Raw genomic sequence first — 26685 nt, forward strand, 5'->3', positions numbered from 1 at the left:
AGCCGGCCGACGGGACGCCCTGTCACCTGGGCGGGGCGTCCCGTCGGCCGGTGGGTCAGCGCTGTCCGGGCAGAGCCGGCTGGGACACCCCGGCCGGGTCGCAGAACGCGGCCATCCGCTTGATCAGCTCGTCCGGGTCGGCGTACGGGTCGAGACCGCGGACCTCGTCCGGGTCCAGCTCCGGCACCGGGACATGGGAGATCAGCGGGTGCAGCGGCCGGGTGTCCACCTCGTCGGCGCCGAACAGGTGCTCGTGCAGCTTCTCGCCGGGGCGCAGACCGGTGAAGACGATCTCCACCGGGCGGTCCGCCTCGGCGGCGAGCCGGCGTGCCACGTCGGCGATCCGGACCGGCTCGCCCATGTCGAGCACCAGCGCCTCGCCGCCCCGGCCGATCGTCGCGGCCTGGAGCACCAGGTGCACCGCCTCCTGGACGGTCATGAAGTAGCGGGTCACGTCGGGGTGGGTGACGGTGATCGGCACCCCGGCGCGGATCTGCGCCTGGAACGCGGTGAGCACCGAGCCGCGGCTGCTGAGCACGTTGCCGAACCGGACGCTGAGGTAACGGCCGGCGAGCCGCTGCGCGTGGTACGCGGTGAGCCGCTCGGTGATCCGCTTGGAGTAGCCGAGAACGCTCGCCGGGTTGGCCGCCTTGTCGGTGGAGATGTTGACGAACTCGGCGACGTCGCGGCACGCCTCCAGCACGTTGAGCGTACCCAGGATGTTGGTCTTGAGCGCCTCTCCGGGGTGGCGCTGGAGCAGCGGGAGGTGCTTGAGCGCCGCGGCGTGGAACACCACGTCGGGCTGCCGGTCGGCGATCACCCGGGCGATGCCCTCGGCGTCGCGGATGTCGGCCAGGATCAGCTCCGGCCCGTCCAGCAGCGCGCGCCCGTGCAGGGACATCTGCAGCGCGTGCAGCGCGGACTCGTCCCGGTCGAGCATCATCAGCTCGTCCGGCTCGCAGCGGGCGATCTGCCGGCACAGTTCCGAGCCGATCGATCCACCGGCGCCGGTGACCAGCACCCGTCGCCCGGCCAGCCCGCCGCGCTCCACGCTCAGCTCGGCGACCCGGTGCGCGCGGCCCAGCAGGTCGGTGAGCTGGAGGTCGCGGACGTCGGTGGCGGCCACCGGGCGGTCGAGCACCTCGCGCACCGGCGGCAGGACCTTGAACGCCGCCCCGGCCTCCAGCACGCGGGTGCGGACGTCGCGCAGCAGCTGCGGGTCGGAGCCGCTCATCGAGAAGATGACGGTGCTGGCCCGGGTGGCCCGGACGGCGGCGCCGATCTGCTCCCGGCCGCCGAGCACGCGCAGCCCTTCCAGCCGCAGGCCCCGGCTGTCCGGGGCGTCGTCGAGCAGACCCACCGGGTGGTAGCTGCTCTCCGGGTCCTGGAGCAGCACCCGGACGAGCCGTTCGCTCGCCGCGTCCACGCCGTAGACCAGGCACCGCTCGGCGTGGCCGGCGGCCGGCGGCCGGCGGTCGGCATGGGCGCGCCAGAGGCCGCGGGCGGTCGCCATCACCACGAGGGCCACCGCGCCGCCGACCAGCGGGGTGCTGGCCGGGACCGGGTGCTGCGTCCAGGGCAGGACGACGACGAAGCCGAGGGCCGCGACGAGCGCGACGGTGACGGCCAGCCCCTGCGCGTCACCGGCGCTGCCGATCGGGTACCGGCCGTAGAGCCGGGAGCGCGCAAGCGTGAGCGTGGCGTAGAGCGCGGCGCAGGCCAGCGCCAGGCCGAGCGTCGCGGCGCTGGCGGAGGCGGTGAGGTCGAACTCGTACCGCGTCCAGGCCGCGCCGAGAAATCCTCCGCACCACGCGGCCGTGTCCAGCGTTAACAGGGAGGGGGTCGCGGCTCGGTAGGTGATCCGGCCGGGGGTTGGTACGGCTGCGATGGCTTCACGATCCATGGGCTGCCCTCTGCGTCCTATCCGTATTGAAAGGATTAGACCGTCTGTGCCTGTTCGGTCGTTTACTGTCGTCCAGTCACGTAACGTCGTGAATAGGCGATTCGATCCTGGCACGGCGACTGGTGTTTTTAGGGGGCTTTCGTGCAGTTTCATCGGCAGACCGGCGTGTCGCGAGGGGGAGCGTGATGGACGTTCTCGGCTACCTGCGCCTGGTCCGACGCCACTGGTGGATCGTGCTGGTGACGGTGATGCTCGGCCTGGGCACCGCCGCGCTGGTGACGGTCCGGACGGCGCCTCGGTACGAGGCGTCGGTGACGTTCTTCGTCACCACGCCCAGCCAGGGGGTCACCGACGCCTACCAGGGCAGCCTCTTCCTCCAGCAGCGGGTGAAGTCCTACGGTGACCTGCTCACCAGCGACCGGCTGGCGCAGAGCGTGGTCGCCGACGCGCCGCTCGGCCTCACCGCCGACCAGGTGCGCAGCCGGATCCGCACCACCGCCACGACCGGCACGGTCCTGCTCAAGGCGACGATCACCGACACCGACCAGACCCGGGCGCTGAAGACCACCGAGACGCTCGCGGCGAAGTTCACCGAGCTGGTCCGCAAGGTCGAGACGCCGCCGGACGGCAAGGCCCCGCCGATCAAGATCGAGGTGGTCAGCGGCCCCCGTGTCACCTCCAACCCGGTCTCGCCGCAGCCCACCCGCAACCTGGTCCTGGGCGGTCTGCTCGGCCTGCTGCTCGGCGCCGGCCTCGCGGTGCTGCGCGGGGTGGCCGACGTCCGGATGCGCGACGGCGCCGGGCTGCAACGGGTGACCGGCAGCCCGCTGCTCGGCGAGATCCCGTACGAGACCGGCGCGCGTTCGGCGCCGCTGATCGTCGGCGACGCGGCCACCTCGGCCCGCGCGGAGGCGGTCCGCAAGCTGCGTACCAACCTGCGCTTCGTGGACGTGCACGAACCGGCCCGGGTCATCGCGGTCACCAGCGCGTTGCAGGGCGAGGGCAAGACCACGATGGCCTGCAACACCGCCATCGCGCTGGCCGAGGCGGGCTGGCGGGTGCTGCTGATCGACGCCGACCTGCGCCGCCCCAAGGTCGCCGACTACCTCGGGCTCGACGGCGGCGTCGGCCTCACCGACGTGCTCGTCGGCGACGTCCAGGTCGGCGACGTGGTGCAGCGCTGGGGCGAGAAGTCCCTACTGGTGCTGCCCAGCGGCGCCACCCCGCCCAACCCGAGCGAGCTGCTCGGCTCCAAGTCCATGGCGGACCTGCTGGTCGCACTGCGGGACTCGGCGGACATCGTGGTCATCGACACCGCGCCGCTGCTGGCGGTCACCGACGGCGTGGTCGTGGCCGTGCAGGCCGACGGCGCGCTCCTGGTCACCCAGCAGGGGCGTACCTCCCGCAGCCAGGTCGCGGCGGCGGCACACGCGCTCAGCTCGGTCTCGGTGCGCCTGCTCGGCTGCGTGCTCAACATGGCCAAGGTGGCCAAGGCGGACGCCTACCAGTACGAGGCGTACAAGGTGGTCGTGCCGCCCGCGGCGCCCTCCGTGCCGGCCGACCGGGCCGGTGCCCGGCGGGGCGCGAAGAAGGCCGTGGGCGACCGGACGCAGGAACTCACCCGGCTTTCGCGATGAGCGCGAGCACGGGCCGGATCGACCGCTCGATCTCCTCGGCGCAGCGCCGGAAGTCGGCCGGCGAACCCCCGATCGGGTCGCGCAGGTCGTCCGCGTCGGGGGCGGCGGGTTGCAGCCGCCCCCGAGCGCGGACGGCGGCCGACATCGCCGCCCGCAACGGTGTGCCCGCGTCCGCCTCCGCCTCGGCGGGGCGGGCCTCCGCGGCCAGCCGGGCGAACTGCCGCAGCGTGAACGTCCGGGTCAGCGCGGCCGGGGCGAGCGCCGTGCAGGCCGAGCGTTGCCGGCGGGTCGCGGTCAGCACCAGCGCCGCACCGGACAGGTGCTCCGGGCGCAGCCGGCGGGTGCGGAAGGCCGCCGGGTCCGCGCCGGTGGCCGCGGTCACCTCGACCGCGTACGGGTGCATGACCGCACCGTCGATCGCGTCGGTGCCCGCGCTGGCCACCGCCAGCGGCAGGCCGGCCAGCATCCGGCGGGCGATGAACTCCGCCATCGGTGACCGGCACATGTTCGCGTGGCAGACGAAGAGCACCTCGTCGACCATCTGCACCCCTCTCGTCGGCACGGTCGCGACGAGAGGTGCCGCGACGGCTTTTCTCCGGCGGTCGCGGCCGGACGCAGAGGGGATGCGGAAATGGTACGCGGTGCGGCGCCCGGCCGTCCGGAAAGCCGCGTCGGGAGCGCGGCCATGAGGGTCGGCATCCTGACCTACCACTTCCCGCCGGAGCCGGCGTTCGTGCCGGGAAGCCTGGCCGAGGAACTGGTGGCCCGGGGCCACGAGGTACGGGTCCTCACCGGATTCCCGGACTACCCGGGCGGGCACGTGTACCCCGGCTGGCGGCAGCGCTGGCGGCACCAGACGCACAGTGAACGGCTGACCGTGCGCCGGGTGCCCCGGTACGCCGCGGGCGACGGTTCGGCCCGGGCCCGCGTCGCGAGTTGGCTCTCCTTCGCCGGCAGCGCCGCGCTCGCCGGCCGGGGGCTGCTGCGTGACGTCGACGTGCTCTACGTCCACGGCCACCCGGCGGTCACGTTCGCGGCGACCGGGATGCTGCGGCTGCTCGGCCGTACGCCGACCGTCCTGCACGTGCAGGACGTGTGGACGGAGCGGCCCGCGGCGCGGGACGGCGGGCGGCCGGGGCGGCTGGAGGCCGCGACGCGCCGCCTCTACCGGGAGGCGGCAGTGGTGGCTGTCGGTTCGCCGTCGATGGCGGATCTGGTCCGCGCCGGTGGGGCCGCCCCGGACCGGGTCCGCACGGTGCCGAACTGGACCGACGAACGCATCTTCCGTCCCACCCAGGCCGGTCCGGCGGTGCGGCGGCTGGTCCGCCGGGACGACCGCTGCGTGGTGATGCACGCCGGGACGATCGGCGCGCGTCAGGATCTGGAGACGGCGGTCCGGGCGGCGGCGGCGCTCGGCGACCGGATGGACCTGGTCCTCGTGGGCTCGGGCCCGGCGGAGCAGCGGGTGCGAGGGCTCGCCGCCGATCTCGGCGCGGACAACGTCAGGTTCCTGGAACGACGGTCCGCGGTGGACATGCCGCAGCTCTACGCCGCCGCCGACTACCAGCTCGTCGCGCAGCGCGACCTGCCGGAGCTGCGGGGCCGGGTGCCCGGCAAGCTCCAGGCCGCGCTGTCCTGCGCCGCGCCGGTGGTCGCCTCGGCCGCCGGGGAGACGGCCGAGGTGGTGGAGCGCGCCCGCGCCGGGCTGTCCTGCCCGCCGGAGGACTGGGCGGCGCTGGCCGACCGCTTCTGGCTGGCCGCGGCCATCCCGCCGGCCGCCCGGATCGACATGGGCAGGCGCGGCCGTGACGCCTACCTGCGGGACATGTCGATGCGGGCCGGTGTGGACCGGATCGATGTCCTGCTGCGCGAGGTGGCCGCGCAGGCGTCGAACGGAACAAAGCTCGCGCACAGCCGTTAAATCGTCAGAGTGTCCGATAACCGCTCGAACGGACAGTTTCCCGTGCTAAAAAGCACTCGATCGCGAATTGTGTCCGATTCGACCGACACCGTAGGGGGAGATCCGTGACCGGACCTGGTGCCACGCCCGGCCGGCGGCGCCGTTCGCGACGGCGCCGCCGCGCCCGGGTCCGCCGGATCCTGCTGACCGGGCTGGTCGTCGTGTCGGTGCTGCTCAGCACCGGCGGCTGGGTCGCGTTCCGCGGCTGGCAGGCCCGCGCCCACCTGGTGAACGCCGCCGGGCTGGCCCGGGAGCTCAGCGCCCAGGTGCTCGACGGCGACGTGGCCCGGGCCCAGCGCACGCTGGCCGCGTTGCAGGAGCAGGCCGCCGCCGCGCGCGGCGCCACCGGCGATCCGGTGTGGTGGGCCGGCCAGCAGACGCCGTACGCGGGAGACAACCTGACCGCGGTCCGGCAGATCTCGGTGGCGGTGGACGATCTGGCCCGGCTCGCGTTCCCCACGCTGCTGCGGGTCGACCTCGCCTCGCTGGTGCCGAAGCAGGGAAAGCTGGATCTGGCTCGCCTGCGCGCCGTCTCGGGCGAGGTCGCCGCCGCCGACCAGGCGGTGCGCGCGACCGCCGAGCGGTTGCGGCAGGTGCCCACAGACGATCTCGTGACGCAGGTCCGCGACGCGGTCACCGCGCTGCGCGCCGAACTGGACCAGCTCGGCGACCTGACCTCGGCCGCCGAGCGCGGCGCCCGGCTGCTGCCGCCACTGCTCGGCGCGGACGGTCCGCGCAGCTATCTGCTGGTCTCCCAGAACCCGGCCGAGCTGCGCGCCACCGGCGGCATGTTCGGCGCGTACGCCGTGCTGCGCGCCGAGGCCGGACGGATCCGCCTGGTGAAGCAGGGCACCTCGGCCGACCTGCGGTTCTTCGACCCGCCACTCACTGTCGACGCGGAGGCGAAGCGGCTCTGGGGGGATCTACCGGGCATCTATCCGGCGGACGTGAACCTCAACCCGGACTTCCCGGCCGCCGCCGCGCTCTACCGGGACATGGTGCGCCGCCGGACCGGCACCACAGTGGACGGCGTGCTGGCGGTGGACCCGGTGGTCCTGTCGTACCTGCTCGGTGTGGTGGGTCCGGTCGACGTGCCGGAGGGGCCGTCGCTGGCCGCCGCCACCGCCGTACGGACGCTCCTCAGTGACTCCTACCGGGATCTGGACACGAAGGACCAGGACAAGTTCTTCACCAAGGCGGCCTCGGGCGTGTTCGACACCCTGTTCACCAAGACGGTCGACCCGCGTGCGCTTTTGACCGTTTTTAGCCGTTCAATCAATGAACGTCGGATATTGTTCTGGAGTGTCCGATCTGAGGAGCAACGCGCACTGGCCGGCAGCCGGCTGGCCGGTCAACTCCCGGAGAAGGACGCCGTGCCGACAGTCGGCGTCTTCCTCAACGACGGCAGCGGCGCGAAGCTCGGTTACTACCTCAGGTTCTCGGCCACCGTGACGGTCGGCGAATGCCACCCGGACGGGCGTCGCGAGCTGCGGCTGCGGGTCACGGTGCACTCCACCGCCCCGAAGTCGGGCCTGAGCAAGTCGGTGACCGGGCTGGCCCTGTCCGGCGACAAGTACACCGCACGCACCTTCGTCTCCGTGCACACGCCCACCGGCGGCGCCGTCCTCACCGGGCGGCTCGACGGCCGGGACGCCGCGATGGGCAGCGGCACCGACGGCCGCCGCCAGGTGGCGGTGGCGAAGGTCGAGACCGGCCCCGGGCAGACCCGGACGCTCGACGTCACGGTGCTCACCGGCAAGACCGGTGCCGGGACGGCCGAACTGGTGCACACACCCACCGTCACCCCATGGACCACCCAAGTAGTCAACGCACCAAGCTGTGAACAGTAGGAGGGAAACCATCATGCGGCTATCCCGCATCATCATGGCGCTCACGGTGGGCCTGGCCGTAGCGGCCGTGCCGACCGCGGCCGGGGCGGCGCAGCCGCAGCCCCCGGTCTACCCGCCCAACAGCGCGTCGCTGACCGTCTCACCGACCACCATCCGGCTCGGCGAGACGTTCACCCTGCGGGGTTCGGGCTTCGCGCCGAACGAGTCGGTCCGCATCGACGTGGCGATCTCGGGTCTGCCCCAGGCCGCGCCGGCGGAGGGGACCGCGCGGCGCAGCGACGGCAGCACGGTGGCGATGGCGCCGGTCGCCTACACGCCCAACCGGGCCCAGCCGCAGCCCGCGCCGACCACGTTCACCGTGACGGCCGACGCCAACGGGAACTTCACCGTTCCCTACCGGCCGACCCGGCCGGGCCGGTACACGTTCACCGCCACCGGTCTCACGTCGGGCCTGGTCGCCAGCGCGACCGGCACCGTCCTGCCGCCGCGGCCGACCCGGCCGCCGCACAAGGGTGGACTGCCGGTCACCGGTGACAGCATCGGCACGCCGCTGAAGCTCGGTGGGGGCCTCGCCGCCGCCGGTGCGGTGCTGCTGCTGGCCTCCATGGCCTGGCGCCGCCGTCGCCTCGGCTGATCCGAGGCGCGCCGGGGACGACCCGGCTCGATCGTGAGTGCCCGCCGGACTCGGTCCGGCGGGCACTCACGTGTACGGGCGCCGGGACACAATGAGCCGATGGACGCGACACCGTGGACCGACCGGGCCGGCCTGCTCACGCTGCCCGGGGGCGCCACCGTACGCGGTCGCCGGGTCGCCGATCCCGGCTCGCCCGCCGACTTCGCCCTGCTGCTGGCGCCGGGCCCCGAGCCGGAGTGGCCGTCCCGGCGGGTCCGCTGGCCCGACTTCTGGATCCCGTCCGACCGCGCCGACGCCCTGGACGCGCTGCGGGAGGCGCGGCGGCGCGCGTACGCCGGGGAGCGGGTCGAGGTGGCCTGTCACGGCGGCGTCGGGCGCACCGGCACCGCGCTGGCCGCGCTCGCCGTGCTGGACGGGCTGCCGCCCGCGCGGGCGGTGGCCTGGGTCCGGTCCCACTACCACCGGCGCGCGGTGGAGACGCCGTGGCAGCGGTGGTGGCTGCGCGGCGTGCGCTGACACCCCGCCCGGTCACCGACCGGGACCGCCCGGTCGGCACGGTGTCACGACACGGGTGAGCTGTCCGGCCCGTGATCATCGGGCTCGGTAGGGTGCCTTCTCATGAGTGCCCGGGTCCTGGCCGCCGCCACCGCCGTCACCCTGCTCGCCACCGGTGTGCCCGCTCCGGCCACCGCCGCCCCGGTCACCACAGCCCCAGCCCCAGCCGCCGCCCCGGCCGCCGCACCCGTGCCCTGCCCGCGCCTGCCCGCCCCGAAGGTCAGCCGGCCGCCCCGCCCGACACCGCCGGCCACGACGCCGGAACAGGCGGCGGTGGGCGGCGAGGCGCTGGCCGGCACCGGCCTCGTCACGCCACCCGGCAGCCCGGCGCCCCCGGCGGTCACCGCCACCACCTGGCTCGTGGCGGACCTGGACACCGGCGCGGTCCTCGGCGCGTGCGGACCGCACGTCCCCGGGACCCCGGCCAGCACCCAGAAACTGCTGCTGGCCGCCACCATGCTGAGCCGGCTGAACCCCAGGCAGGTGGCGGTCGCCACCCGCGCCGACCTGGACATCGAACCGGGCAGCTCGGCCGTCGGCCTGCTCGTCGGCGGCCGCTACACGGTCGAGACGCTGTGGCTGGGCCTGCTGCTCCAGTCCGGCAACGACGCCGCGAACATGCTGGCCCGCCTCGGCGCCGGCAGCGCGCAGGCCGGCGTCGCCGAGATGAACGCGCAGGCCCGCCGCCTCGGCGCCGGGCAGACGCACGCGGTCACCCCGTCCGGCCTGGACGGTCCCGGCCAGTTCACCAGCGCGTACGACCTGGCGCTCATCGCGCGGGCCTGCTTCGCCGACGCCGCGTTCCGCCGGTACGCGCTCACCGAGCGCACGCAGATCCCGGCCCAGCCCGCGCTGAAGAAGGGCGGATTCCAGATCCAGAACGAGAACCAGCTCATCTACCGCTATCCCGGCGCGCTCGGCGGCAAGACCGGCTTCACCGAGCTGGCCCGGCACAGCTACGTGGGCGCCGCGCAGCGGGACGGACGCCGTCTCGTCGTGACGCTGCTCGGTGCCGAGGCCCGCCCGGTACGCGGGTGGCAGCAGGGCGCCCAACTGCTGGACTGGGGCTTCCGGCAGCCCCGGGACGCCTCGGTCGGCCGGCTGGTCGAGCCGGGCGAGCGGGACGCCCAGGCGGCGGAGCCCCGGCCGGCGGCGGCCGCCCAGCCGAGCCGTACCGCCTCCCCGCCGTGGCGGGGCCCGGCCGGGACCGCGCTGCAGCGCATCGGCGACGGGGACTGGCGGGTGATCGTGCCGACCGCCGGTCTGCTGGCGCTCACCGTCGGCGGGGTGGTGGCGGTGCTCGCCGCCCGGAAGGGCCGGTCCCGCCGAAGGGGGCGCCGCCGCGCCTGAGCGCCGGCGGCACCCTACCGCCCGGTCCGGGCGGCGGAACGCGAATCCCGGAGCCGGTGACCCGTTCGGGTCGGCGTGGCTAGCGTGCGGGTCATGAGGACCTGGGGATCCTTCGTGGCGCTGGCCGCCGCCCTGCTGGTGCCGGTGTCGGCGACGCCCGCTGTGGCGGGTGTCCGCGCGCCCGTACGCCGGCTGCCGGCCGCACCGCCCTGCCCGAACGTGCCGCCCCCGGCGACCCGGCCGCCGCAGCCGCCGCCCGCGCCCGACCCGGCCGCGCGGGCCGTCGGCGGCGCCGCGCTCGACACCGCGGGCCTGGTCGTCCCGCCCGCGTCGACGGTGCCACCGGCGGTGACCGCCACCTCGTGGGTGGTCGCCGACCTGGACAGCGGCGCGGTGCTCGGCGGCTGCGGCCCGCACGAGTACGGCGTGCCCGCGAGCGTCCAGAAACTGCTGCTCGCCGCCACCATGCTGCCCCGGCTGGACCCGAACCGGGAGGTCACCGTGACCGCCGGGGACCTGGCGGTGGAACCGGGCAGCTCGGCGGTGGGGCTGGTCGAGGGCGGGCGCTACCGGATCGAGACGATCTGGCTGGGACTGCTGCTGCGCTCCGGCAACGAGGCGGCCAACGCGCTCGCCCGCCTCGGCGGCGGCCCGGACGGACTGGCCGGCGGGGTACGGGCGATGAACGAGGAGGCGCACCGGCTCGGCGCCCGGCAGACGCACGCGGTGACCCCGTCCGGGCTGGACGGGCCGGGGCAGTTCACCAGCGCGTACGACCTGGCGCTCATCGCGCGGGCATGCTTCGCCGACCCGGCGTTCCGCCGGTACGCCGCGACCCGGTCCGCGCAGATCCCGGCCCAGCCGGCGCGGCGGGCGAAGGGCTTCGCCATCGCCAACGACAACATGCTGCTGGACCGGTACCCGGGCGCGATCGGCGGCAAGACCGGCTTCACCGACCTGGCCCGGCACACGTACGTCGGGGCGGCCGAGCGCGGCGGGCGGCGGCTCGTGGTCACGCTGCTGGGCGCCGAGGTGACCACGCAGCGCGGCTGGCAGCAGGGCGCGGCGCTGCTGGACTGGGGGTTCGCGCAGCCCCGCGACGCCTCGGTCGGCCGGCTGGTCGAGCCGGGGGAGCTGGACCGGTCCGCGCCACCGGCGGGCGGGGCGGCCTCGGCCCTGGCCGGGCACGCCGGTCTGCGCGGCGGCGCGGCGGCACCCGGACCGCGGCCCGGCACGGGGGTGACGGTGGCGGTGGGCGCGGTGCTGACGGCCGGGGGAGCGCTGCTGCTGGCGCGGCGTCGCCGTCACGCCGCCGCCATGTCGACCGGGTCGGCCCTGCGGGAGCCGGAAATTCCGGAACAGGACTGAAAAGAGCGGTCCGGGTCAGGGGCAGGCGGGCCCGGCGGTGCTGTCCCGAACCACGAGTTCGGTGGCCAGTTCGACCCGGGGTGAGTCGATCTCCTCGCCCTGGGCCAGCCGCAGGACGGTACGCGCGGCGAGCCGGCCCATCTCCACGAGCGGCTGGCGCACCGTGGTCAGCGGCGGGGAGGCCCACCGCGCCTCGGGCAGGTCGTCGAAGCCCACCACGCTCACGTCGTCGCAGACCCGCAGCCCGCGGCGGCGGACCGCCTCGTACACCCCGAAGGCCATCTGGTCGCTGGCGGCGAAGATGGCTGTCGGCGGGTCGTCCAGGTCGAGCAGCGCGCCACCGGCGGTGAATCCGGAGGCGTGGTAGAAGTCGCCGGGCTGCACCAGCCGGTCGTCGGCGGCGACCCCGGCGGCGGCCAGGGCGGCCCGGTAGCCGTCCAGCCGGGCGCGGCTGCACAGCAGGTGCGGCGGGCCGGCCACGAAACCGATCCGCCGGTGGCCGAGCTTGAGCAGGTGCTCGGTGGCGGCCAGGCCGCCGGTCCAGTTGGTGGCGCCGATCGCCGGCACGTCCGTGGCGGCCACACCGGCGGCCGGGTCGACCACCACCACCGGCACGTTGAGGCGCCGCAGCTGGGCCTGCACGGCCGGGCTCAGGTGCGAGGTCACCACGATCACGCCGTCGGACGCGCGGGCGCGCAGGTTGTGCAGCCACTGCCGGGTGGAGCTGGACTCGCGGTGGATCGCCGAGACGACGGTGCCCACACCGGCGGCGTGGCTGACGTCCTCGACCCCGCGGATGATCTCCACGGCCCACGGGCTGTCCAGGTCGTTGAAGACCAGGTCGACCAGGTCCGCGCGGCGCACCGTACGGCTGCCCCGGCGCCGGTAGCCGTGGTGGCGCAGGAGTTCCTCGACGCGCTCCCGGGTGTCCGGCGCGACGTCGGAACGCCCGTTGAGCACGCGCGACACGGTCGGGACCGAGACGCCGGCCTCCCGTGCGATCGCGGTGATGGTCACCCTGCGCTCGTCGTCCGCGCTCACCCGTGTTTCCCTTCGCCGGCTGCCGGAACCGACCGGTAGACCGTCCCGCCCCACGCACATCTTGCCGTACGGCGAGGGCTTGACGACAGGCCGGACCGGCCCTAGCGTTCGCCGGAGTTGCGGAAACGTTCCGGAAATGCACCCGTCATCTCCCGACGGCTCGCCGTCCACCCCCGACGAACGACGAGGAAAACCGAGGCGTGTTCACCGACCTGACCGAGGCCGAACTCCGTACCCACCGCAGCGACCTGCACGAACCGCCGGACTTCGACGCCTTCTGGGCTGACACTCTCGCACAGGCGCGCTCCTGCGGCGACCCCGTGTCCGCGACCCCGCTGCCCACGCCGCTGACCGGTGTCGACGTCTTCGACGTCACCTTCCCGGGCTTCGCCGGCCAGCCGATCCGCGCCTGGCTGCGGGTGCCGCGCGGCGCGACGGAGCCGCTGCCCACGATCGTGCAGTACGTCGGATACGGCGGCGGGCGCGGCCACGCGCTGGAGAACCTGCTCTGGTCCGCCGCCGGGTTCGCGCACCTCCAGATGGACACGCGCGGTCAGGGCTCGGGGTGGAGCCGGGGCGACACGCCCGACATCGCCGCCGCCGGACCGCAGGCGCCGGGCATGGCCACCCGCGGCATCGAGGACCCGAACCGGTACTACTACCGGCGCTTCCTCACCGACGCGGTCCGCGCCGTGGACGCCGCGTGCGAGCTGCCGGGCGTCGACCCGGACCGGATCGCCGTACTCGGGCACAGCCAGGGCGGCGCCGCCGCGCTCGCCGCCGCCGCCCTGGCGCCGAAGGTGCGGGCGGCGGTGGCGCTGGTGCCGTTCCTCTGCGACATCCCGCGCGCGATCACGATCACCGACACCACGCCGTTCCGGGAGATCCGCGACTACCTCGCCGTGCACCGCGACCGCGAGGAGCAGGTGCTGCGCACGCTCGGCTACGTCGACGGCGTCGCGTTCGCCCGCCGCGCCACGGTGCCGGCCCGCTTCTCCGTGGCGCTGATGGACGACATCGTGCCGCCGTCGACGGTCTACGCCGCCTACCACGACTACCGGGGCGACAAGGACCTGACGGTGTGGCGGTTCAACGGCCACGAGGCGGGCGGCATCGACGACGACGCCGCCGCCGTCGACTTCCTCCGTACCGTCCTGGGCGGCTGAGGACCGGTTCCGCCGATGCCGGCCCGCGAGGGCTGGTAGACACGGCGGATGGGCACCGGCATGCGCGCGACGGCGGTCCTGGCCGTCGCGGCCGCGCTGCTCGCCGCCGCCTGCCAGCGGCCCGCGCCGTCGCCGTCACCGTCCGCGCCGCCCTCACCCACGCCGACCGGCCCCCGGGCCCCGGCGGACATCGTGGACCTCGCCGCCGTCGACCCCACCGTCCGCACCGACATCCGGTACGCGGGCCCGCACAACTTCGTCGGCCGCCCGATCGACGGGTACGCCGAGCCGCGCTGCCTGCTCACCCGGCCGGCCGCGCAGGCGCTGCACCGGGTGCAGACCGCCGCGCTCGCCGGTGGGCACAGCCTCAAGGTGTACGACTGCTACCGCCCGCAGCGCGCGGCGGACGACTTCGTCGCCTGGGCGAAGGTCCCCGGCGAGCAGCGGATGAAGGGGGAGTTCTACCCGGAGGTGCCGAAGGACCGCCTGTTCGCCGACGGCTACATCGGCGCGCCGACCGCGCACAGCCGGGGCAGCACCGTCGACCTGACCCTGGTGCCGGTCTCCGCCGCCGCGCAGCCCGCGTACACGCCCGGTGAGCCGCTCGTGCCGTGCACCGCACCGGCCGGCCGCCGATTCGCCGACGACTCGATCGACATGGGCACCGGATTCGACTGCTTCGACCCGCGCGCCCACACCGCCGACGCGCGGATCACCGACACCGCTCGGAACAACAGGGACCTGCTGCGACGGCTGATGTCCGCGCAGGGCTTCGAGAACTATCCGCTGGAGTGGTGGCACTACCGGTACGTCGACGAACCGTACCCGGACACCTGGTTCGACTTCCCGGTGGCCGGTTCGTCACTGCGGTGACGCGGTCGTCCCACCAAGATCGATCGCGGCTAGGCTGGGCGCTCATGGAGACCGAACGGATCGGGCCGCCGCTGCTCGCCGACGAGCGGGAGTCGCTGCGCGCCTTCCTCGACTTCCACCGGGCCACGCTGGCCCTCAAGTGCGAGGGGCTGACCGACGAGCAGTTGCGCCGGGCGGCGTCGCCGCCGTCCACGCTGTCCCTGCTCGGCCTGGTCCGGCACATGGCCGAGGTGGAGCGCACCTGGTTCCGCCGGGTCATCGACGCGCAGGACGTACCGCTGGTGTGGTCGGACAGCGGCGACTTCCAGCGGGCGTACGACGCCGCCGACGCCGACGCGGCGGAGGCGTTCGAGGCGTGGCAGCGGGAGATCGAGCACGCCCGGCGCATCGAGCGGGAGGCCGAGTCCCTCGACGTGACAGGTCACCAGGCCCGCTGGGGCGAGGACGTCTCGCTGCGCCTGGTCATGCTGCACATGCTGCACGAGTACGCCCGCCACAACGGGCACGCCGACCTGATCCGCGAGGCGATCGACGGCACCGTCGGCGTCTGAGCCTGCCCGCCCGGCGCCGCCGCCGGTCAGCGCGTGCGCAGCGGCAGCCAGGCCAGCACGTCCTGAATCCGCGCGTCCCAGTACGCCCAGTCGTGGTCGCCCGGACCGAAGTCGACGGTGACCGGCACGTCGCGTTTCCGGGCCACGTCGAGGAACCGCAGGTTGTCCTCGTACAGGAAGTCCTCGGTACCGCACGCGACGTAGAGCGCCGGGAGGTCGTCGCCGGCGCGCTCCAGCAGCCCCACCGTGTCGTCGTCGGCGGGCACCGGGCCGTCACCCCAGACCGTGTGCCACACCGCCGGGTCGACCGGGTGGGTCGGATGGTGACGGCGGCGGGTCACGTCCAGCGCGCCGGACAGGCTCGCCGCCGCCGCGAACCGCTCCGGCCGGCGCAGCGCCCACTTCACCGCGCCGTAGCCACCCATCGACAGACCCGCGACGAACGTGTCCTCCCGCCGGTCGGACAGCCGGAAGAACGACCGGCACACCTCGGGCAGTTCTTCACTGAGGAACGTCCAGTACCGGTTGCCGTGCGCCTCGTCGCAGTAGAAGCTCCGCTGCACCTGCGGCATCACCACGGCCAGCCCCAGCGGCGCCACGTACCGCTCGATCGAGGTGCGCCGCGTCCACACAGTGTCGTCGTCGGTCAGGCCGTGCAACAGGTAGAGCACCGGCGGGTCGCCGTCGGCGGCGGCGCCCGGCACACCGATCCCGGCGGCGCCCCGGTCCGGCAGCAGTACCGTCATCGACGTGCCCATGCCGAGCGCCTCGGAGAAGAAGTCACAGCGGATCAGCGCCATGAGGCGGCAGCGTACCTCGCAGGGGTTCGATGAGGGCGTTCCTATTGCCCCGGGACGGTCGTACGGGAAAGGATGGCCGTGCGTGCCGGTAACACACCCGTAACCTGCGCGCTGCTGGTCTCTGTCACAAGGAAGTGGGAGTCAGGCATGAGCGACGTGTCCGCCGCACTGGGTGTGCGCCTCTACCCGGATCTGGTCGAGCCCGGCGGTCTCGCCCCCGCACTCGTGGCGACCGCCGCCGCACACCAGCTCGACGTCGGCGAGGTGACCGCGCCCGAGCAGGGGCGCAGCCGGTTCACCTGCGCCGAGATGACCTCTCCCCGGGGCGTGGTCTGCGTCAGCCTCGGCTCCCAGGCCCGCTACTTCATGATCGACCTGCGGGTGGACGGCGACGTCCAGGCCCGCGGCGACGCCACCGACCTGCTCCAGGTCGCGCAGGTGGCCGCCGCGTGGCGGACCGGCATCACGATCGCCGAGCTGACCGCGCGCTACCCCTTCATGGAGGAGATGCGCCGCCACCCGGTGGCACACGCCGGCTAGCCGCCGGGCACTCGTCACGTCGCGCCCTTCGCCGCCCACGCGCGAAGCAATATCGCGTTGCCGCCCGTGCGCGGCGGCCGTACCGTGAACGGGCAACGTCGATCTGATCCACCAGGGGAGCCTGCCGTGTCGCAGCAGAACCGCACCCGCGCCGAGCGGCAAGCGCCGCGCGCCGGTGTCCTGCTGCCCGAACCGGGCACGGGCCGGCGACGGCAGTGGCAACCTGGGTGGTGGCGCGTCTAGCGCCGGCGCGACGATCCGCGCGAACCGCCTGCCCCGACACCGGAGCCGGGCGGTTCTCCGTGTCCGGGGCACCTGTTTCAGACGGACATGAGCGAGGAGACGACGATGGGTTTCACCCCGCTGGCCGGTACCCGGGCGCCGGTCCGGGTCTGGACCGACCCGTACGCGATCGAGGCGCAGGCGGCCCGGCAGCTGCGCAACATCGGCGCGCTGCCGTGGGTGCAGGGCGTCGCGGTGATGCCGGACGTGCACTTCGGCAAGGGTGCCACCGTCGGCTCGGTGATCGCGATGCGGCAGGCCGTGTCGCCGGCCGCGGTCGGCGTGGACATCGGCTGTGGCATGTCCGCGGTGCGGACCTCGCTGACCGCCGCCGACCTGCCCGACGACCTCGCGCCGCTGCGTTCGGCGATCGAGGCGGCGATCCCGGTCGGCTTCGCGATGCGTGACGACGCTGTCGACCCGCGCCGGGTGCGGGGTCTGGAGCAGGCGGGCTGGGACGACTTCTGGCGGCGGTTCGGCACGCTGGACCGGAAGGTGGCCCAGCTCGAGACGCGGGCGCAGCGGCAGCTCGGCACGCTCGGCGGCGGCAACCACTTCATCGAGGTCTGCCTGGAGCAGGGCGGCCCGGACGACGGCCGGGTCTGGCTGATGCTGCACTCCGGTTCCCGCAACATCGGCAAGGAACTCGCCGAGCGGCACATGGCGGTGGCGCGCGGCCTGCCGCACAACGTCGACCTGCCGGACCGGGACCTCGCGGTGTTCCTCGCCGGCACGCCCGAGATGGACGCGTATCGGCGGGACCTGTGGTGGGCGCAGGAGTACGCCCGCCGTAACCGGGCGGTCATGCTCGCGCTGCTGAGCCAGGTGGTCCGGGACGCGTTCCCGCACGTCGGCTACGACGAGCCGATCTCCTGCCACCACAACTACGTGGCGGAGGAGAGCTACGACGGGGTGGACGTGCTGGTGACCCGCAAGGGCGCGATCCGGGCAGGGAAGGGGGACCTGGGCATCATTCCCGGGTCGATGGGCACGGGGTCGTACATCGTGCGCGGCAAGGGCAACCTCGACGCGTACTGCTCGGCGTCGCACGGGGCCGGGCGGCGGATGTCGCGGGGGCAGGCGAAGCGCACGTACAGCACGGCGGATCTGGCCGCGCAGACCGCCGGGGTGGAGTGCCGCAAGGACGCCGGTGTGGTCGACGAGATCCCCGGCGCGTACAAGGACATCACCGAGGTGATGGCCCAGCAGGACGACCTGGTCGAGGTGGTCGCCCACCTCAAGCAGGTCGTCTGCGTGAAGGGTTGAGCGGCAGGGCCGGCGTCGAGGGGGCGCCGGCCCTACCGGGTACGCCGGACGACGCGGACGCCGATGGCGACCGCGCCGATGACGAGCAGCGCGGACAGGAGCTGGAGGCCGGGGGAGTCGTCGGCCTCGCCGTACACGAAGCCGGCGACGCCGAGCACGACGGCGAGCAGGGCGACGGCGGCGGCCAGGTATCTCATCGGTCCTCCTCGTCGGGGACCCATTCGAGCAGGTCGCCGGGCTGGCAGTCGAGCACCCGGCACATCGCCTCCAGGGTGCTGAACCGGACGGCTTTGGCGCGGCCGTTCTTGAGCACGGCGATGTTGGCCGGGGTGAGCCCGACGCGCTCGGCGAACTCGCCGACGCTCATCTTGCGCTTGGCCAGCTCCACGTCGATGCGCACGACGATCGGCATCAGATCACCGCTTCCATGTCGGTGCGCAGCGTGGTGGCCTGCCGCAGCAGCGCGCGCAGCACGACCATCAGCAGCCCCAGCACGCTGACGCCGGTGACCAGCAGGAACAGCAGCAGCGGCAGCCCGGGGTCGTCGGCGTTGAAGCCGACGTAGAGAAACACGCCGACGAGCACCACCCAGGCGGCGGCGACCGCCCAGACGATTCCGTCGACCCAGCGCAGGGACGCCTCGGTGAAGATGCGGTCGCGCTTGACCAGGGTGAGCAGCTGCCAGGTGCAGACGATCACCACCTGCACGCAGAGCACCCAGAAGACCGTGACCGCGGTGGCGGGCCAGCGCAGGTACGCCATGTCCGGGTCTTCCCGGGCCATGTGGGCGAACTGGCCGGGCAGCGACATGGTCTGGAACAGCACCAGGACCGCGAACAGCAGGACCAGGAAGGCGCGGAGTGGTGTGACCGCGCGTTGAGCGGTAAGCATGCATCGACTATCGCGCGTAACCTATCGAAAGTCAATCGGTATCGCTCGCGCGGCGGCCGACGGCGTAGCGGACGTGCACGGCGTACCGCGAGTGGTGCACGGCGCGGATCTCCAGGTCGACGTCCCGGTCGAAGCCCTCGAAGAGCCGCTTCCCGCCGCCGAGGACCACCGGAGCCGTGGACAGGCCCAGCTCGTCGACCACGCCGGCGGCGAGCGCCTGCCGGATGACGTCCGCGCCCCCGCCGATGACCACCGCGCCGTCCCCGGCCGTACGCCGGGCCGCCGCGAGCGCCGCGTCGAACCCGTCGACCATGAGGAAACCGGCGTCCGGGTCGGGCTGGTCGGCGGTGCGGTGGGTCAGCACGACCAGGGGCGCCTGGAACGGGTTCCGGCCGCCCCAGGCGCCCGCGGCGTCGTACATGCCCCGGCCGCACAACGCGGCGCCGGCACCCGCCAGCAGCTCGTCGAAGTACGCGCGGTCCTCGGCGGTCATGCCGGCGCCGGGTTCGCGTGGCGTGTCGTACGTCCACGGCCCGCCCATCACCCAGTAGTGCAGCCGCTCGCCGCCGACACCTAGCCCCTGCCCCGCGTGGTCGTCGGGACCGGTGATGTAGCCGTCCAGGGAGACGGTGACGAACGCCCGTACCCGGCCCCGCGCTTCGGTGGTGCTCATGCTTCCTCCCGGAGATTCGGAGAACACCGACTCACCGAAGACCGCGCACCGGCACCGGACTCATCGCCGTCCGCGGTCCGGCGTCAGCCGTACACCGGATGTTCGGCCTGGAACGCCAGCCGGCGATCCGCGCCGGCGGCCAGCTCGGCGAGCACGTCGTCCAGGTCCAGGAACGTCTGCCAGCGCTCCTGGCCGGTGATGCCGGCGAGCCGGTCGACCACGAGCTGCTCCAGGTCGGTGACCCGGCGGCCCTTCCACACCTTGTCGGCCAGGCTGACCATCAGGTCCTCCAGCTGTACGCCGGGGGAGTGCCAGGCGGCGTGGGTGACGGCGAAGCGGGCCCGCTCCTCCGGTACGCCGAAGCGCAGCAGCAACTGGTAGCCCGCCTCCTCGTGCGCGGACCCCGGGCCGGTCAGCTCGGCCGGATGCTCGACCTTGCCGAGGTCGTGCACGGCCGCACCGAACAGCACCGCCTGCCTGTCGAACGGCACCGCGGCGAACCGGTCGGCGAACGCGGCGGTCAGGTGCCAGGCGACGTCGTGCACCAGCCGCAGGTGCGCGCCGAGGCGCGGCGGGGCGTCGAGCGCGGCCAGCAGCTCGACCGCTACGCCGGGCAGCGGAAGCAGCGGCGGCTCGCCCGGTTCGGTGAGGGCGCGGCGCAGCGCGTCGGAGGTCATCGGGGCGAGCGTACCGGGCCGCCGCGGCCTCACCGGCGGTGATGGACGAGCAGCCGAACGTGAAGCGGCCACTCGTCCGATTCCGGTGCGTCGATCCACTCGGGAGGGTGAGGGCCACGTCTCTCACGGGGGTTGTCGAATGACCGCACTGAATCGTCGTGCCCTGCTGCGCGCCGCCGCGCTGACCGGGCTCGCCGCCGCGACCGGGGTGGCCGCCGCGCCCCACGCCGCGTCCGCCGCACCGGCCGCCGCCGACGTGGTGAACGGGCCGTGGCTGGTCAGCGTCGGCTGGGGCGTGCTCCAGGTCGACCCGGGCCGCACCACGCCGCGGGAGCTGCTGCCGAACGGGGACCACGCCAAGACCTCGCCGGACGGCCGGTACGTGGCCTGGGTCAACACGGGCCGCTCGGGCGACGGCACGCTGGAGCCGTTCGTGGCGGTGTACGACCGGACCACCGGCCTGAAGCGCACGCTGCTCGCCGACCCGTTCGGCGTCCGCTACGGCGCGCCGACCTGGTCGCCGGACGGGCGGGAGATCGCGCTCGTCACCGGGCAGAACAACGACCGCCTGATCGCCGTCGACGTGGCGACCGGCACCACCCGCGTGCTGGTCGAGGGGCACGTCATGATTGACCCGGACTGGTCCCGGGACGGCTCGATGATCGTCGTACGGTGGCGCAGCCGTTCGCAGGGCTGGCAACTGCGGGTGCTGGAACTCGCGACCGGCACGGTCCGGCCGATCTACACGCCGGTGGCGGGCGAGAGGTTCGACTCGCCGGTCTTCATGCCCGACTCCGGGCGCGTGGTGTTCTGCACCGACCGCTGGTATCCCGAGCTGGAGACGCTCAACCAGTCGCTCGCCTCGGTGCGGATCAACGGGACCGGGCTGAAGAAGCTCACCGACGAGCCCCGGTTCTACCTGTCGCCGGTGTTCTCCCCGGACGGCCGCTACTGCGCCGCGCTGTCGATCCCGCCGGAGAACGAGTACCCGGACGGCGGCAACATCATCGTGTCCACCAGCGGCTTCGGCGAGCAGTGGTGGATCCCCGGCGACGAGTACGACGACAGCACCCGGCTGGACTGGGCACCCGCGATCTGACGTGGCGGGCGCGCGCATCGCGACCGGATGCGCGCGCCCGGGCGCGCCCGGTGCGAGGCTTGGAGCGGACGCCGCCGACGGGGCCGGCGTCCGCTGTGGAGGGGTGATGGCCGAGCCGCCGACCGGGACGTCGTCGCACCGCGCGCAGGCGCACGGAAGGCACGCCAACCACCGCCGCTACCACGACGGCGCCGAGGTCGACGGGTACGTCGACGATCCGTACCACCGGGTGCGCCGCGCGGTCGCGGCCCGGCTGATGGCCGAGGGGGTGACCGGCCGCGGACCGGTGCTGGAACTGGGCTGCGGGCCGCGCGGCATGCTCGACCCGGCCGCGCTGCCCGGCCCGGTGGTGCTGGCCGACACGGCCGAGGCGGCGCTGCGCACGGCCCGCGCGGCGGCCGGTGGACGGGGGCCGGCCGTCTGCCTGGACGCCACCCGCGGGCTGCCGTTCCGGGCGGGCAGCTTCGCCGGGCTGCTCGCCGGGGAGCTGATCGAGCACGTGTACGACCCCCTCGCACTGCTGCGGGAGTGCCACCGGGTGCTGGCGCCCGGCGGCCTGCTGGTGCTCACCACCCCGAACCTGGCGCCGGTGCAGGACCGGCTGGCGTTCCTCGCCGGCCGGGCGCCGCGCCAGGTCGACCCGCTGCACCCCTATCTGTGGCTGCACATCCGTCCGTTCACCGCCTCGCTGCTGCGCCGCACGCTGCGCCGGGCCGGTTTCACGCCGGTGGCGCTGCGGTCCAACGAGGTCGGCTGGCGGCTGCCGGGCGGCCGGTGGGTGGCGTCGCGCCGGCTGGCCCGCGCCGCACCCGGGCTGGGCGGTTCGCTGATCTGCGCCGCCCGCCGGCAGGGCGGACCGCCACCGGCCGGAAACAGGATGTGATGACGACATTGACAACGGGCTATCATGGAGGTTCCGTCGTCGACCGGGGGATGTCATGACGCGCCTGCTCGCCTGGGTCGTGACCAATCTCGACGCGTTCATCGGCCTCGTCCTGGCGCTCACGGTGTCCGTGCTCGGCCTCACCAACGCGGTCGACCAGGAAGTCGTCAACAGCGCGATCCTGCTGGTCCTGGGCCTGCTGGCGCAGGCGATGCTGCGCGACCGGCTCCGCCGGCGCACCACCGAGCGGGAGGTCCGCCAGGTCATCTCGGACACCCGCGACCGGCTGACCGACCTGGTGCCGCAGATGAAGGAGATCACCGGCCCGGAGGGCGCGCTGAACCGGGCCCGCGAGGCCATCGACAGCGTCTCCATGGTGCGCGTCCTGCACGGCAGCGAGGTCGGCCAGGCGCTCGCCGAGGCCCGGCGGCACACCGACCAGTGGAGCTTCAAGGGCGGCACCGGCACCTTCCTGCGCGCGGTCACGTTGCCGGACTGCCTGGAACACGCCCGGCGGCGCAACGCCACGCTCACCGTCGCGATCGAGATCATCGACCCGACCGACGAGGAGGTCTGCGAGCGGTACGCGCGGTTCCGGCGCAGCCTCGACCCGGACGCGCCGGGGGAGCCGTGGACCGTCGACCGCACCCGCAAGGAGTCGTACGCGACGGTGCTGGCCGCCTGCTGGCACCTGCAGCGCTCCGGCCTGCTCACCGTCGACGTCCGGCTCTCCGCGCAGATGACCACGTTCCGTTACGACCTCTCCTCGTCCTGCGTCGTCATCACCCAGGAGAACCCGCAGACGCCCGCGCTGCGCATCGACCGCGGCGAGGTCTACTACAACCGTTTCAACATCGAGCTGGACTACAGCCGCCGGCAGAGCCGGCGCGTGCCGATTGAGGCCGCGGCCCAGGTCAAGCTCGACGACGAGCCGTCGGTCGAGCAGGTACGGCGGTTGTTCACCGCCCTCGGCCTGACGCTGCCCCGGTCCTTCGGCGACCGCGAGGTCGCCGACATCATCGGCAAGGCCGTCCAGGCGAGGAACCCCTACTCATGACCAGTTACGCCGACCTCGAACGGGAGATCGACCGGGGCACCCGGCCGGAGGTGCTCCGCGACTGGGTGCTGGACGTGCTCGGCGACGTCGCGGAGGGACGCCGGCCGCTCCGCGCGGTCCGGCACCCGCTCGGCTTCACCTGCCTGCCAGTGGAACGCGACGGCCCGGACGGCATCTGCGTGCACGCCTGGCCGGCCGACCCGCCGCCGGTGCGCCCGACCACCTCCACCATGCACTCGCACAGCTGGGACCTGCTCAGCCACGTGCTGCACGGCACCGTCCGCAACGAGCTGATCGAGGTCGACGACGCGCCGGCCGACCCGGCCTGGCGGATCTACGAGGTGCACAGCCTCGGCGAGGTGGACGAGATGGCCGCCACCGACCGGCTGGTCACCGCGACGACCGCGACGGTGGAGACGCACTCGGCCGGTGACTCGTACGCGCTGCGCGCCGGCGGCTTCCACACCTCGGAGGTCGACGCCGGTGAACCGGCGGTGACGGTGGCGCTCGGCCGGACCACTCCCGGCGCGTGCGATTTGAGCCTCGGCGCGGTGGACGGGCGCAGCCACCGGGTACGCCGGGACCGCTGCGACGCGGCGGAGACCGCGCGGATGGCGCGGGAGATCGCGCGACTGGTGGCACGGGGCTGACTGGCTGGAGGAGCCATGGACGTGGAGCCGAGCAGAGGCGGGCCCGACCTGCGCGACGCGCACCGCTTCGCGGTGGAGGCCGCCCAGGCGGCGGGCCGACTGCTGCGCCGGGGCACCCGGGGGGAGGTGCGCGCCCGGGCCAAGAACGACACCGGTGACCTGGTGACCGACCTCGACCTGGCCGCCGAGCGGCTGATCGTCGACCGGATCCGGGCCCGCTGGCCGGAGCACGGCGTGATCGCCGAGGAGGGCGGCGAGTACGCCCCGGACACCACCTGGGCGTGGCTCGTCGATCCGCTCGACGGCACCAACAACGTCGCGATCGGACTGCCCGCGTACGTGGTGGGGATCGCCCTGTGCGACAACGGCTCGCCGGTGCTCGGCGTCGTGCACGACCCGGTCGCCGGCCGGACCTGGTCGGCGGTGCGCGGCCGGGGCGCGTTCGTGCACGCGTCCGGCCCGGCCGCGCGGCCGCTGCGCGCCGCGCAGCGTCCGGTGCCGTCCGCGCCCGTGCTGGCCTGGACCCAGGGGCATGAGGTACGCCGGGACGACAGCACCGCCCGGGCGCTGAAGGTGGTGCTCGACACCAGCGCCCGCCGGGTGCTGCAACTGTGGGCGCCGCTGCTGTCGTGGGTGATGCTGGCCCGCGGCGACATCGACGGCATCGTCGGCTACCGCCCCGAGGCGGTCGACCTGCCGGCCGGGATGCTGCTCGCCGCCGAGGCCGGCATGGCGGTGCGCGCGCTCGACGGCGGCACGTTCGACGACAGGTACGGCTGCCCGGCGGACCGGCGCAGCTTCGTGGCCGGGCCGCCGGAGACCATCGACCGGCTGGTCAAGCTGGTCACCGCGGCACAGTGGATCGAACCGCAGGTGCGCCGCCTCACCCCTGTCGGTCTCGGCTCGGTCGGCTGGTGAGCCGGTTCGGGCTCGACCCGGACGGCTACGAGGTCATGGCCGAGCAGTTCCATCCCGTCACGGGCGCCTGACCGTACGTGCCGGATGCCGCCGACTGTTCATAGGATTCGATGCCACATGTGCGTCGCTAGGCTCCTCGCGTGTTCTCACCCCCCACCGGATCCGTTGGTCCATGTCGGACGCCAGTAGGCCGGCCCGTCTCGTCCCGTCATGGCTGAGCCGGACGGCTACTGGACGGATGTCCGGGCGCGCTGGTCGCGGGTCGTGTCCGCCGTCGAGAATTCCGGCGACGGTCACCCGCCGGGTGGGCGGGTCACCGTCGCCGAGACCGGCCGACGTCCCACGAGCCAGATCATCCCGGTCCTGATCGCAGGTCAGCGCGGAGTCGGCAAGAGCGCGCTGTATCAGGCGTTGCTCGGCGACAACGGCTACGTCCGGCGACGGGACGAGGACCATGTGCCGCACCGCCTCGTGCTCGCGTCCGGCCGGCGCCAGGCCCATGTGACGCTGGTGGTGAGCCCCGGTCAGACCGCGGGCGGCGACTACTCGTCCGGCGAGGTGGACAAGTGGGACGCCATGCTGAAGCCGCCGAACTACCCGACGGGCGTCATCTACGTCGCAGCGGCCGGGTACGACGAGCCGTGGGACCCCCGCGAGGTCAACGTCCTCGAGGAGCGGCGGCAGCGGCGTGAGGCCGAGCTTCGCCGCCAGGTCGAGGACCGGCTCTGGGAACAGTGGCGGGCCTCGCGCGACGCGACGCCCACGGACGAGGAGGAGCGGGTCCGGGCCGGCCAGATCCGCCGGGAGGTCGAGGAGGCGATCCCGTCGCCGTCCGAGCAGCTCTGGGAACAGAACCGGAACGTCGAACTCGAGCACTTCTCCCGGTTCTGCCAGAACCTTCTGCCCTGCTGGGTCGACAATCCGGCCGCCAAGGACCTGTGGTTCATCCTGGCGGTCAGCAAGGCCGACCTCTACTGGAACGACCAGTTGGGCCAGGTCGAGAACTACTACCTGCCGGGTGCCGACGGTGAGCCGGCTACCGAGTTCCAGCGGCAGCTCGTCCATCTCATCCGTGCCTTCGGCCACCGCAACCGTCCTCGGCTGGCCGTCCTGCCGGTCGCCGGACGCCGGCAGGACTACCGCTTCCTCCCGGGAGTCGGTGAGAAACAGGCGATGTTCGACGACATGAAATTCGCCGCGGTGCAGCGACGCCTCCGGACGACAGTGGGAGAGTTCTGTGGGCTCGATTCCTGAACGCGGCGACCTGTCCGGTCCGGAGTTCGAGCGCCTGCTGCGCGGGGCGGAACACCTGCTGGCGCGGGTGGACGCGGCGCGCGAGCGGCTGCGCCACTACCAGACGCTGCGAGCGGTCGTCCTGGCCGTCCTGGCCCTGGCCGGGCTGGTGACGGCGCTGTCGGCGTCCGACTGGTGGACCGGGGCGGGGGTCGCGGCGGGCGCCGCGGTGATCGTCGCCTGGTTCGCCGCCACCGTGCGGCGCAGCGTCGTGAGGCCGCTGCTGAGCCAGATCTATCGCGACGAGAAGCTGATGGTCGCCACCGTCAACATGCTGCGCGAGGTGCTGCCGCTGCTGAGCCACGACGAGCGGTGGAGCGAGGTCAGGCAGGATCGGAGCCGGCTGCGCCTCGGTCGTTTCCCCATCGAGCCTCGGGGACTGTGATGGCGCGGGCGGAGAACGCGGCGGGCAGCCGGCGTGAGGCCGGCATCTGGCTCGTCGCCGGACGGGTCGGTGTCGCCCTCGGCGTGGTCAACGGGGTCGTGCAGGTCGTCCGCACCGTCGTCGCCGGGCGGGTCGGGATCCGCGGCGTGCTCGCCGACGGGTGGGTGCTGGGAAGCGCGGCGCTGACCGGGGGTTTCGCCCTGGTGTTCGGAGCGGTGATGGTGGTGTACGCGCGCTACTGGTTCCGGTCGAGCCCGTTCGACGACTTCCGCCCGGACCGGCAGTCGGTGCGCCGGCGCATCCACCGCGGCGGCTGGAGTCTGGCCGGGGTCGGCGCGGTGATCCTCGCCGTCACCGGGGCGGCCTGGGCGGCCCTGCGCTGA

29 protein-coding genes are annotated in these 26685 nt (G+C 73.9%); 20 read left to right on the forward strand and 9 right to left on the reverse strand.

Annotated elements, in window-relative coordinates; all coding sequences use genetic code 11:
* Window positions 1-55 precede the first annotated feature (55 nt).
* Window positions 56-1903 (reverse strand): nucleoside-diphosphate sugar epimerase/dehydratase, encoded by a 1848-nt coding sequence (locus tag O7607_RS25750; protein WP_269705791.1) that lies wholly within the window; start codon window positions 1901-1903, stop codon window positions 56-58.
* Window positions 1904-2088: 185 nt separating this feature from the next.
* Here O7607_RS25750 and O7607_RS25755 point away from each other — a divergent pair, with 185 nt between their 5' ends.
* The gene (locus tag O7607_RS25755; RefSeq protein WP_269705792.1) at window positions 2089-3540 is read left to right on the forward strand and encodes a polysaccharide biosynthesis tyrosine autokinase; all 1452 of its coding nucleotides are present in this window, start codon (window positions 2089-2091) and stop codon (window positions 3538-3540) included.
* Here O7607_RS25755 and O7607_RS25760 read toward each other — a convergent pair.
* Window positions 3521-4102: an arsenate reductase/protein-tyrosine-phosphatase family protein gene (locus tag O7607_RS25760; protein ID WP_269705793.1), complete on the reverse strand. Its 582-nt coding sequence runs from the start codon at window positions 4100-4102 to the stop codon at window positions 3521-3523. The two genes, O7607_RS25755 and O7607_RS25760, sit on opposite strands and share 20 nt — an antisense overlap.
* Before the next feature lie 123 nt (window positions 4103-4225).
* Between O7607_RS25760 and O7607_RS25765 the strand changes: the two genes are divergently transcribed.
* The 6 genes from O7607_RS25765 (at window position 4226) to O7607_RS25790 (ending at window position 11257) form a co-directional block, all read left to right on the forward strand.
* On the forward strand, window positions 4226-5461 hold the full coding sequence (locus tag O7607_RS25765; protein ID WP_269705795.1) for a glycosyltransferase family 4 protein: 1236 nt from the start codon (window positions 4226-4228) through the stop codon (window positions 5459-5461).
* Between the two features lie 104 nt (window positions 5462-5565).
* Window positions 5566-7350 (forward strand): DUF4012 domain-containing protein, encoded by a 1785-nt coding sequence (locus O7607_RS25770; protein WP_269705796.1) that lies wholly within the window; start codon window positions 5566-5568, stop codon window positions 7348-7350.
* Between the two features lie 13 nt (window positions 7351-7363).
* Window positions 7364-7984, forward strand: coding sequence for a hypothetical protein (locus tag O7607_RS25775; protein WP_269705798.1), 621 nt, complete (start codon window positions 7364-7366; stop codon window positions 7982-7984).
* A gap of 99 nt (window positions 7985-8083) precedes the next feature.
* A complete protein-coding gene (locus O7607_RS25780; RefSeq protein ID WP_269705799.1) occupies window positions 8084-8500 on the forward strand; it encodes a protein-tyrosine phosphatase family protein in 417 nt (138 codons plus the stop codon).
* A 102-nt stretch (window positions 8501-8602) separates the two neighbouring features.
* Window positions 8603-9889 carry a D-alanyl-D-alanine carboxypeptidase family protein gene (locus O7607_RS25785; RefSeq protein WP_269705800.1) on the forward strand — a complete coding sequence of 429 codons (1287 nt, stop codon included), beginning with the start codon at window positions 8603-8605 and terminating at the stop codon, window positions 9887-9889.
* A gap of 93 nt (window positions 9890-9982) precedes the next feature.
* A complete protein-coding gene (locus O7607_RS25790; RefSeq protein ID WP_269705802.1) occupies window positions 9983-11257 on the forward strand; it encodes a D-alanyl-D-alanine carboxypeptidase family protein in 1275 nt (424 codons plus the stop codon).
* A 15-nt stretch (window positions 11258-11272) separates the two neighbouring features.
* Here the strand turns inward: O7607_RS25790 and O7607_RS25795 are convergent, their stop codons facing one another.
* Window positions 11273-12298: a LacI family DNA-binding transcriptional regulator gene (locus O7607_RS25795; protein ID WP_269705803.1), complete on the reverse strand. Its 1026-nt coding sequence runs from the start codon at window positions 12296-12298 to the stop codon at window positions 11273-11275.
* A 200-nt stretch (window positions 12299-12498) separates the two neighbouring features.
* Here O7607_RS25795 and O7607_RS25800 point away from each other — a divergent pair, with 200 nt between their 5' ends.
* The 3 genes from O7607_RS25800 to O7607_RS25810 are packed head-to-tail and all read left to right on the forward strand — an operon-like array spanning window position 12499 to window position 14888.
* Entirely contained in the window at window positions 12499-13464 is a 966-nt protein-coding gene (locus O7607_RS25800) for an acetylxylan esterase (RefSeq protein WP_269705804.1), read from the forward strand.
* 60 nt (window positions 13465-13524) lie between these two features.
* A complete protein-coding gene (locus O7607_RS25805; protein ID WP_269707081.1) occupies window positions 13525-14337 on the forward strand; it encodes a M15 family metallopeptidase in 813 nt (270 codons plus the stop codon).
* A gap of 44 nt (window positions 14338-14381) precedes the next feature.
* Complete coding sequence (locus O7607_RS25810) at window positions 14382-14888, forward strand: DinB family protein (protein WP_269705805.1); 507 nt, start codon at window positions 14382-14384, stop codon at window positions 14886-14888.
* 26 nt (window positions 14889-14914) lie between these two features.
* Here the strand turns inward: O7607_RS25810 and O7607_RS25815 are convergent, their stop codons facing one another.
* On the reverse strand, window positions 14915-15688 hold the full coding sequence (locus O7607_RS25815) for an alpha/beta hydrolase (RefSeq protein WP_269705806.1): 774 nt from the start codon (window positions 15686-15688) through the stop codon (window positions 14915-14917).
* 147 nt (window positions 15689-15835) lie between these two features.
* Between O7607_RS25815 and O7607_RS25820 the strand changes: the two genes are divergently transcribed.
* Both O7607_RS25820 and O7607_RS25825 read left to right on the forward strand, forming a co-directional pair.
* Entirely contained in the window at window positions 15836-16228 is a 393-nt protein-coding gene (locus tag O7607_RS25820; protein WP_269705807.1) for a hypothetical protein, read from the forward strand.
* 348 nt (window positions 16229-16576) lie between these two features.
* Window positions 16577-17776: an RtcB family protein gene (locus tag O7607_RS25825; RefSeq protein WP_269705808.1), complete on the forward strand. Its 1200-nt coding sequence runs from the start codon at window positions 16577-16579 to the stop codon at window positions 17774-17776.
* 32 nt (window positions 17777-17808) lie between these two features.
* Here O7607_RS25825 and O7607_RS25830 read toward each other — a convergent pair whose 3' ends face one another.
* The 5 genes from O7607_RS25830 to O7607_RS25850 form a co-directional block, all read right to left on the reverse strand.
* On the reverse strand, window positions 17809-17973 hold the full coding sequence (locus O7607_RS25830) for a hypothetical protein (protein ID WP_269705809.1): 165 nt from the start codon (window positions 17971-17973) through the stop codon (window positions 17809-17811).
* Window positions 17970-18188: a helix-turn-helix domain-containing protein gene (locus tag O7607_RS25835; RefSeq protein WP_269705810.1), complete on the reverse strand. Its 219-nt coding sequence runs from the start codon at window positions 18186-18188 to the stop codon at window positions 17970-17972. The genes O7607_RS25830 and O7607_RS25835 overlap by 4 nt, the downstream gene beginning before the upstream one ends.
* Window positions 18188-18667, reverse strand: a complete 480-nt coding sequence (locus O7607_RS25840; RefSeq protein WP_269705811.1) for a DUF2975 domain-containing protein — start codon at window positions 18665-18667, stop codon at window positions 18188-18190. The genes O7607_RS25835 and O7607_RS25840 overlap by 1 nt, the downstream gene beginning before the upstream one ends.
* Window positions 18668-18698: 31 nt before the next feature.
* Entirely contained in the window at window positions 18699-19340 is a 642-nt protein-coding gene (locus O7607_RS25845) for a dihydrofolate reductase family protein (protein ID WP_269705812.1), read from the reverse strand.
* A gap of 83 nt (window positions 19341-19423) precedes the next feature.
* Window positions 19424-20017 (reverse strand): HD domain-containing protein, encoded by a 594-nt coding sequence (locus tag O7607_RS25850; RefSeq protein WP_269705814.1) that lies wholly within the window; start codon window positions 20015-20017, stop codon window positions 19424-19426.
* 139 nt (window positions 20018-20156) lie between these two features.
* On the opposite strand from O7607_RS25850, the gene O7607_RS25855 reads away from it, so the two are divergent.
* The 8 genes from O7607_RS25855 to O7607_RS25890 all read left to right on the forward strand — a co-directional run bounded on the left by O7607_RS25855 (window position 20157) and on the right by O7607_RS25890 (window position 26685).
* Window positions 20157-21116 carry a TolB family protein gene (locus O7607_RS25855; protein ID WP_269705815.1) on the forward strand — a complete coding sequence of 320 codons (960 nt, stop codon included), beginning with the start codon at window positions 20157-20159 and terminating at the stop codon, window positions 21114-21116.
* A gap of 106 nt (window positions 21117-21222) precedes the next feature.
* Window positions 21223-21999: a methyltransferase domain-containing protein gene (locus O7607_RS25860; RefSeq protein ID WP_269705816.1), complete on the forward strand. Its 777-nt coding sequence runs from the start codon at window positions 21223-21225 to the stop codon at window positions 21997-21999.
* 55 nt (window positions 22000-22054) lie between these two features.
* Complete coding sequence (locus tag O7607_RS25865; protein WP_269705817.1) at window positions 22055-23056, forward strand: hypothetical protein; 1002 nt, start codon at window positions 22055-22057, stop codon at window positions 23054-23056.
* Window positions 23053-23706, forward strand: coding sequence for a hypothetical protein (locus O7607_RS25870; RefSeq protein ID WP_269705818.1), 654 nt, complete (start codon window positions 23053-23055; stop codon window positions 23704-23706). Before O7607_RS25865 ends, O7607_RS25870 begins: the two co-directional genes overlap by 4 nt.
* Window positions 23707-23721: 15 nt before the next feature.
* Window positions 23722-24624, forward strand: a complete 903-nt coding sequence (locus O7607_RS25875; protein ID WP_269705819.1) for an inositol monophosphatase family protein — start codon at window positions 23722-23724, stop codon at window positions 24622-24624.
* Between the two features lie 210 nt (window positions 24625-24834).
* Window positions 24835-25878, forward strand: coding sequence for a hypothetical protein (locus O7607_RS25880; protein WP_269705820.1), 1044 nt, complete (start codon window positions 24835-24837; stop codon window positions 25876-25878).
* The gene (locus tag O7607_RS25885) at window positions 25862-26302 is read left to right on the forward strand and encodes a hypothetical protein (protein ID WP_269705821.1); all 441 of its coding nucleotides are present in this window, start codon (window positions 25862-25864) and stop codon (window positions 26300-26302) included. The genes O7607_RS25880 and O7607_RS25885 overlap by 17 nt, the downstream gene beginning before the upstream one ends.
* Window positions 26302-26685: a hypothetical protein gene (locus O7607_RS25890; protein ID WP_269705822.1), complete on the forward strand. Its 384-nt coding sequence runs from the start codon at window positions 26302-26304 to the stop codon at window positions 26683-26685. The genes O7607_RS25885 and O7607_RS25890 overlap by 1 nt, the downstream gene beginning before the upstream one ends.

This window comes from Micromonospora sp. WMMA1949, from assembly GCF_027460145.1.
GTDB lineage: Bacteria > Actinomycetota > Actinomycetes > Mycobacteriales > Micromonosporaceae > Micromonospora.

Bases quoted from the DNA above. Each gene is read 5' to 3' on its own strand.
- O7607_RS25815 (WP_269705806.1), bottom strand. From the start codon at position 15,688: ATGGCGCTGATCCGCTGTGACTTCTTCTCCGAGGCGCTCGGCATGGGC.
- O7607_RS25880 (WP_269705820.1), top strand. From the start codon at position 24,835: ATGGCTGAGCCGGACGGCTACTGGACGGATGTCCGGGCGCGCTGGTCG.
- O7607_RS25870 (WP_269705818.1), top strand. From the start codon at position 23,053: ATGACCAGTTACGCCGACCTCGAACGGGAGATCGACCGGGGCACCCGG.
- O7607_RS25780 (WP_269705799.1), top strand. From the start codon at position 8,084: ATGGACGCGACACCGTGGACCGACCGGGCCGGCCTGCTCACGCTGCCC.
- O7607_RS25805 (WP_269707081.1), top strand. From the start codon at position 13,525: ATGCGCGCGACGGCGGTCCTGGCCGTCGCGGCCGCGCTGCTCGCCGCC.
- O7607_RS25845 (WP_269705812.1), bottom strand. From the start codon at position 19,340: ATGAGCACCACCGAAGCGCGGGGCCGGGTACGGGCGTTCGTCACCGTC.
- O7607_RS25840 (WP_269705811.1), bottom strand. From the start codon at position 18,667: ATGCTTACCGCTCAACGCGCGGTCACACCACTCCGCGCCTTCCTGGTC.
- O7607_RS25875 (WP_269705819.1), top strand. From the start codon at position 23,722: ATGGACGTGGAGCCGAGCAGAGGCGGGCCCGACCTGCGCGACGCGCAC.
- O7607_RS25750 (WP_269705791.1), bottom strand. From the start codon at position 1,903: ATGGATCGTGAAGCCATCGCAGCCGTACCAACCCCCGGCCGGATCACC.
- O7607_RS25890 (WP_269705822.1), top strand. From the start codon at position 26,302: ATGGCGCGGGCGGAGAACGCGGCGGGCAGCCGGCGTGAGGCCGGCATC.
- O7607_RS25860 (WP_269705816.1), top strand. From the start codon at position 21,223: ATGGCCGAGCCGCCGACCGGGACGTCGTCGCACCGCGCGCAGGCGCAC.
- O7607_RS25775 (WP_269705798.1), top strand. From the start codon at position 7,364: ATGCGGCTATCCCGCATCATCATGGCGCTCACGGTGGGCCTGGCCGTA.
- O7607_RS25850 (WP_269705814.1), bottom strand. From the start codon at position 20,017: ATGACCTCCGACGCGCTGCGCCGCGCCCTCACCGAACCGGGCGAGCCG.
- O7607_RS25855 (WP_269705815.1), top strand. From the start codon at position 20,157: ATGACCGCACTGAATCGTCGTGCCCTGCTGCGCGCCGCCGCGCTGACC.
- O7607_RS25810 (WP_269705805.1), top strand. From the start codon at position 14,382: ATGGAGACCGAACGGATCGGGCCGCCGCTGCTCGCCGACGAGCGGGAG.
- O7607_RS25825 (WP_269705808.1), top strand. From the start codon at position 16,577: ATGGGTTTCACCCCGCTGGCCGGTACCCGGGCGCCGGTCCGGGTCTGG.
- O7607_RS25785 (WP_269705800.1), top strand. From the start codon at position 8,603: ATGAGTGCCCGGGTCCTGGCCGCCGCCACCGCCGTCACCCTGCTCGCC.
- O7607_RS25865 (WP_269705817.1), top strand. From the start codon at position 22,055: ATGACGCGCCTGCTCGCCTGGGTCGTGACCAATCTCGACGCGTTCATC.
- O7607_RS25790 (WP_269705802.1), top strand. From the start codon at position 9,983: ATGAGGACCTGGGGATCCTTCGTGGCGCTGGCCGCCGCCCTGCTGGTG.
- O7607_RS25820 (WP_269705807.1), top strand. From the start codon at position 15,836: ATGAGCGACGTGTCCGCCGCACTGGGTGTGCGCCTCTACCCGGATCTG.
- O7607_RS25835 (WP_269705810.1), bottom strand. From the start codon at position 18,188: ATGCCGATCGTCGTGCGCATCGACGTGGAGCTGGCCAAGCGCAAGATG.
- O7607_RS25830 (WP_269705809.1), bottom strand. From the start codon at position 17,973: ATGAGATACCTGGCCGCCGCCGTCGCCCTGCTCGCCGTCGTGCTCGGC.
- O7607_RS25755 (WP_269705792.1), top strand. From the start codon at position 2,089: ATGGACGTTCTCGGCTACCTGCGCCTGGTCCGACGCCACTGGTGGATC.
- O7607_RS25765 (WP_269705795.1), top strand. From the start codon at position 4,226: ATGAGGGTCGGCATCCTGACCTACCACTTCCCGCCGGAGCCGGCGTTC.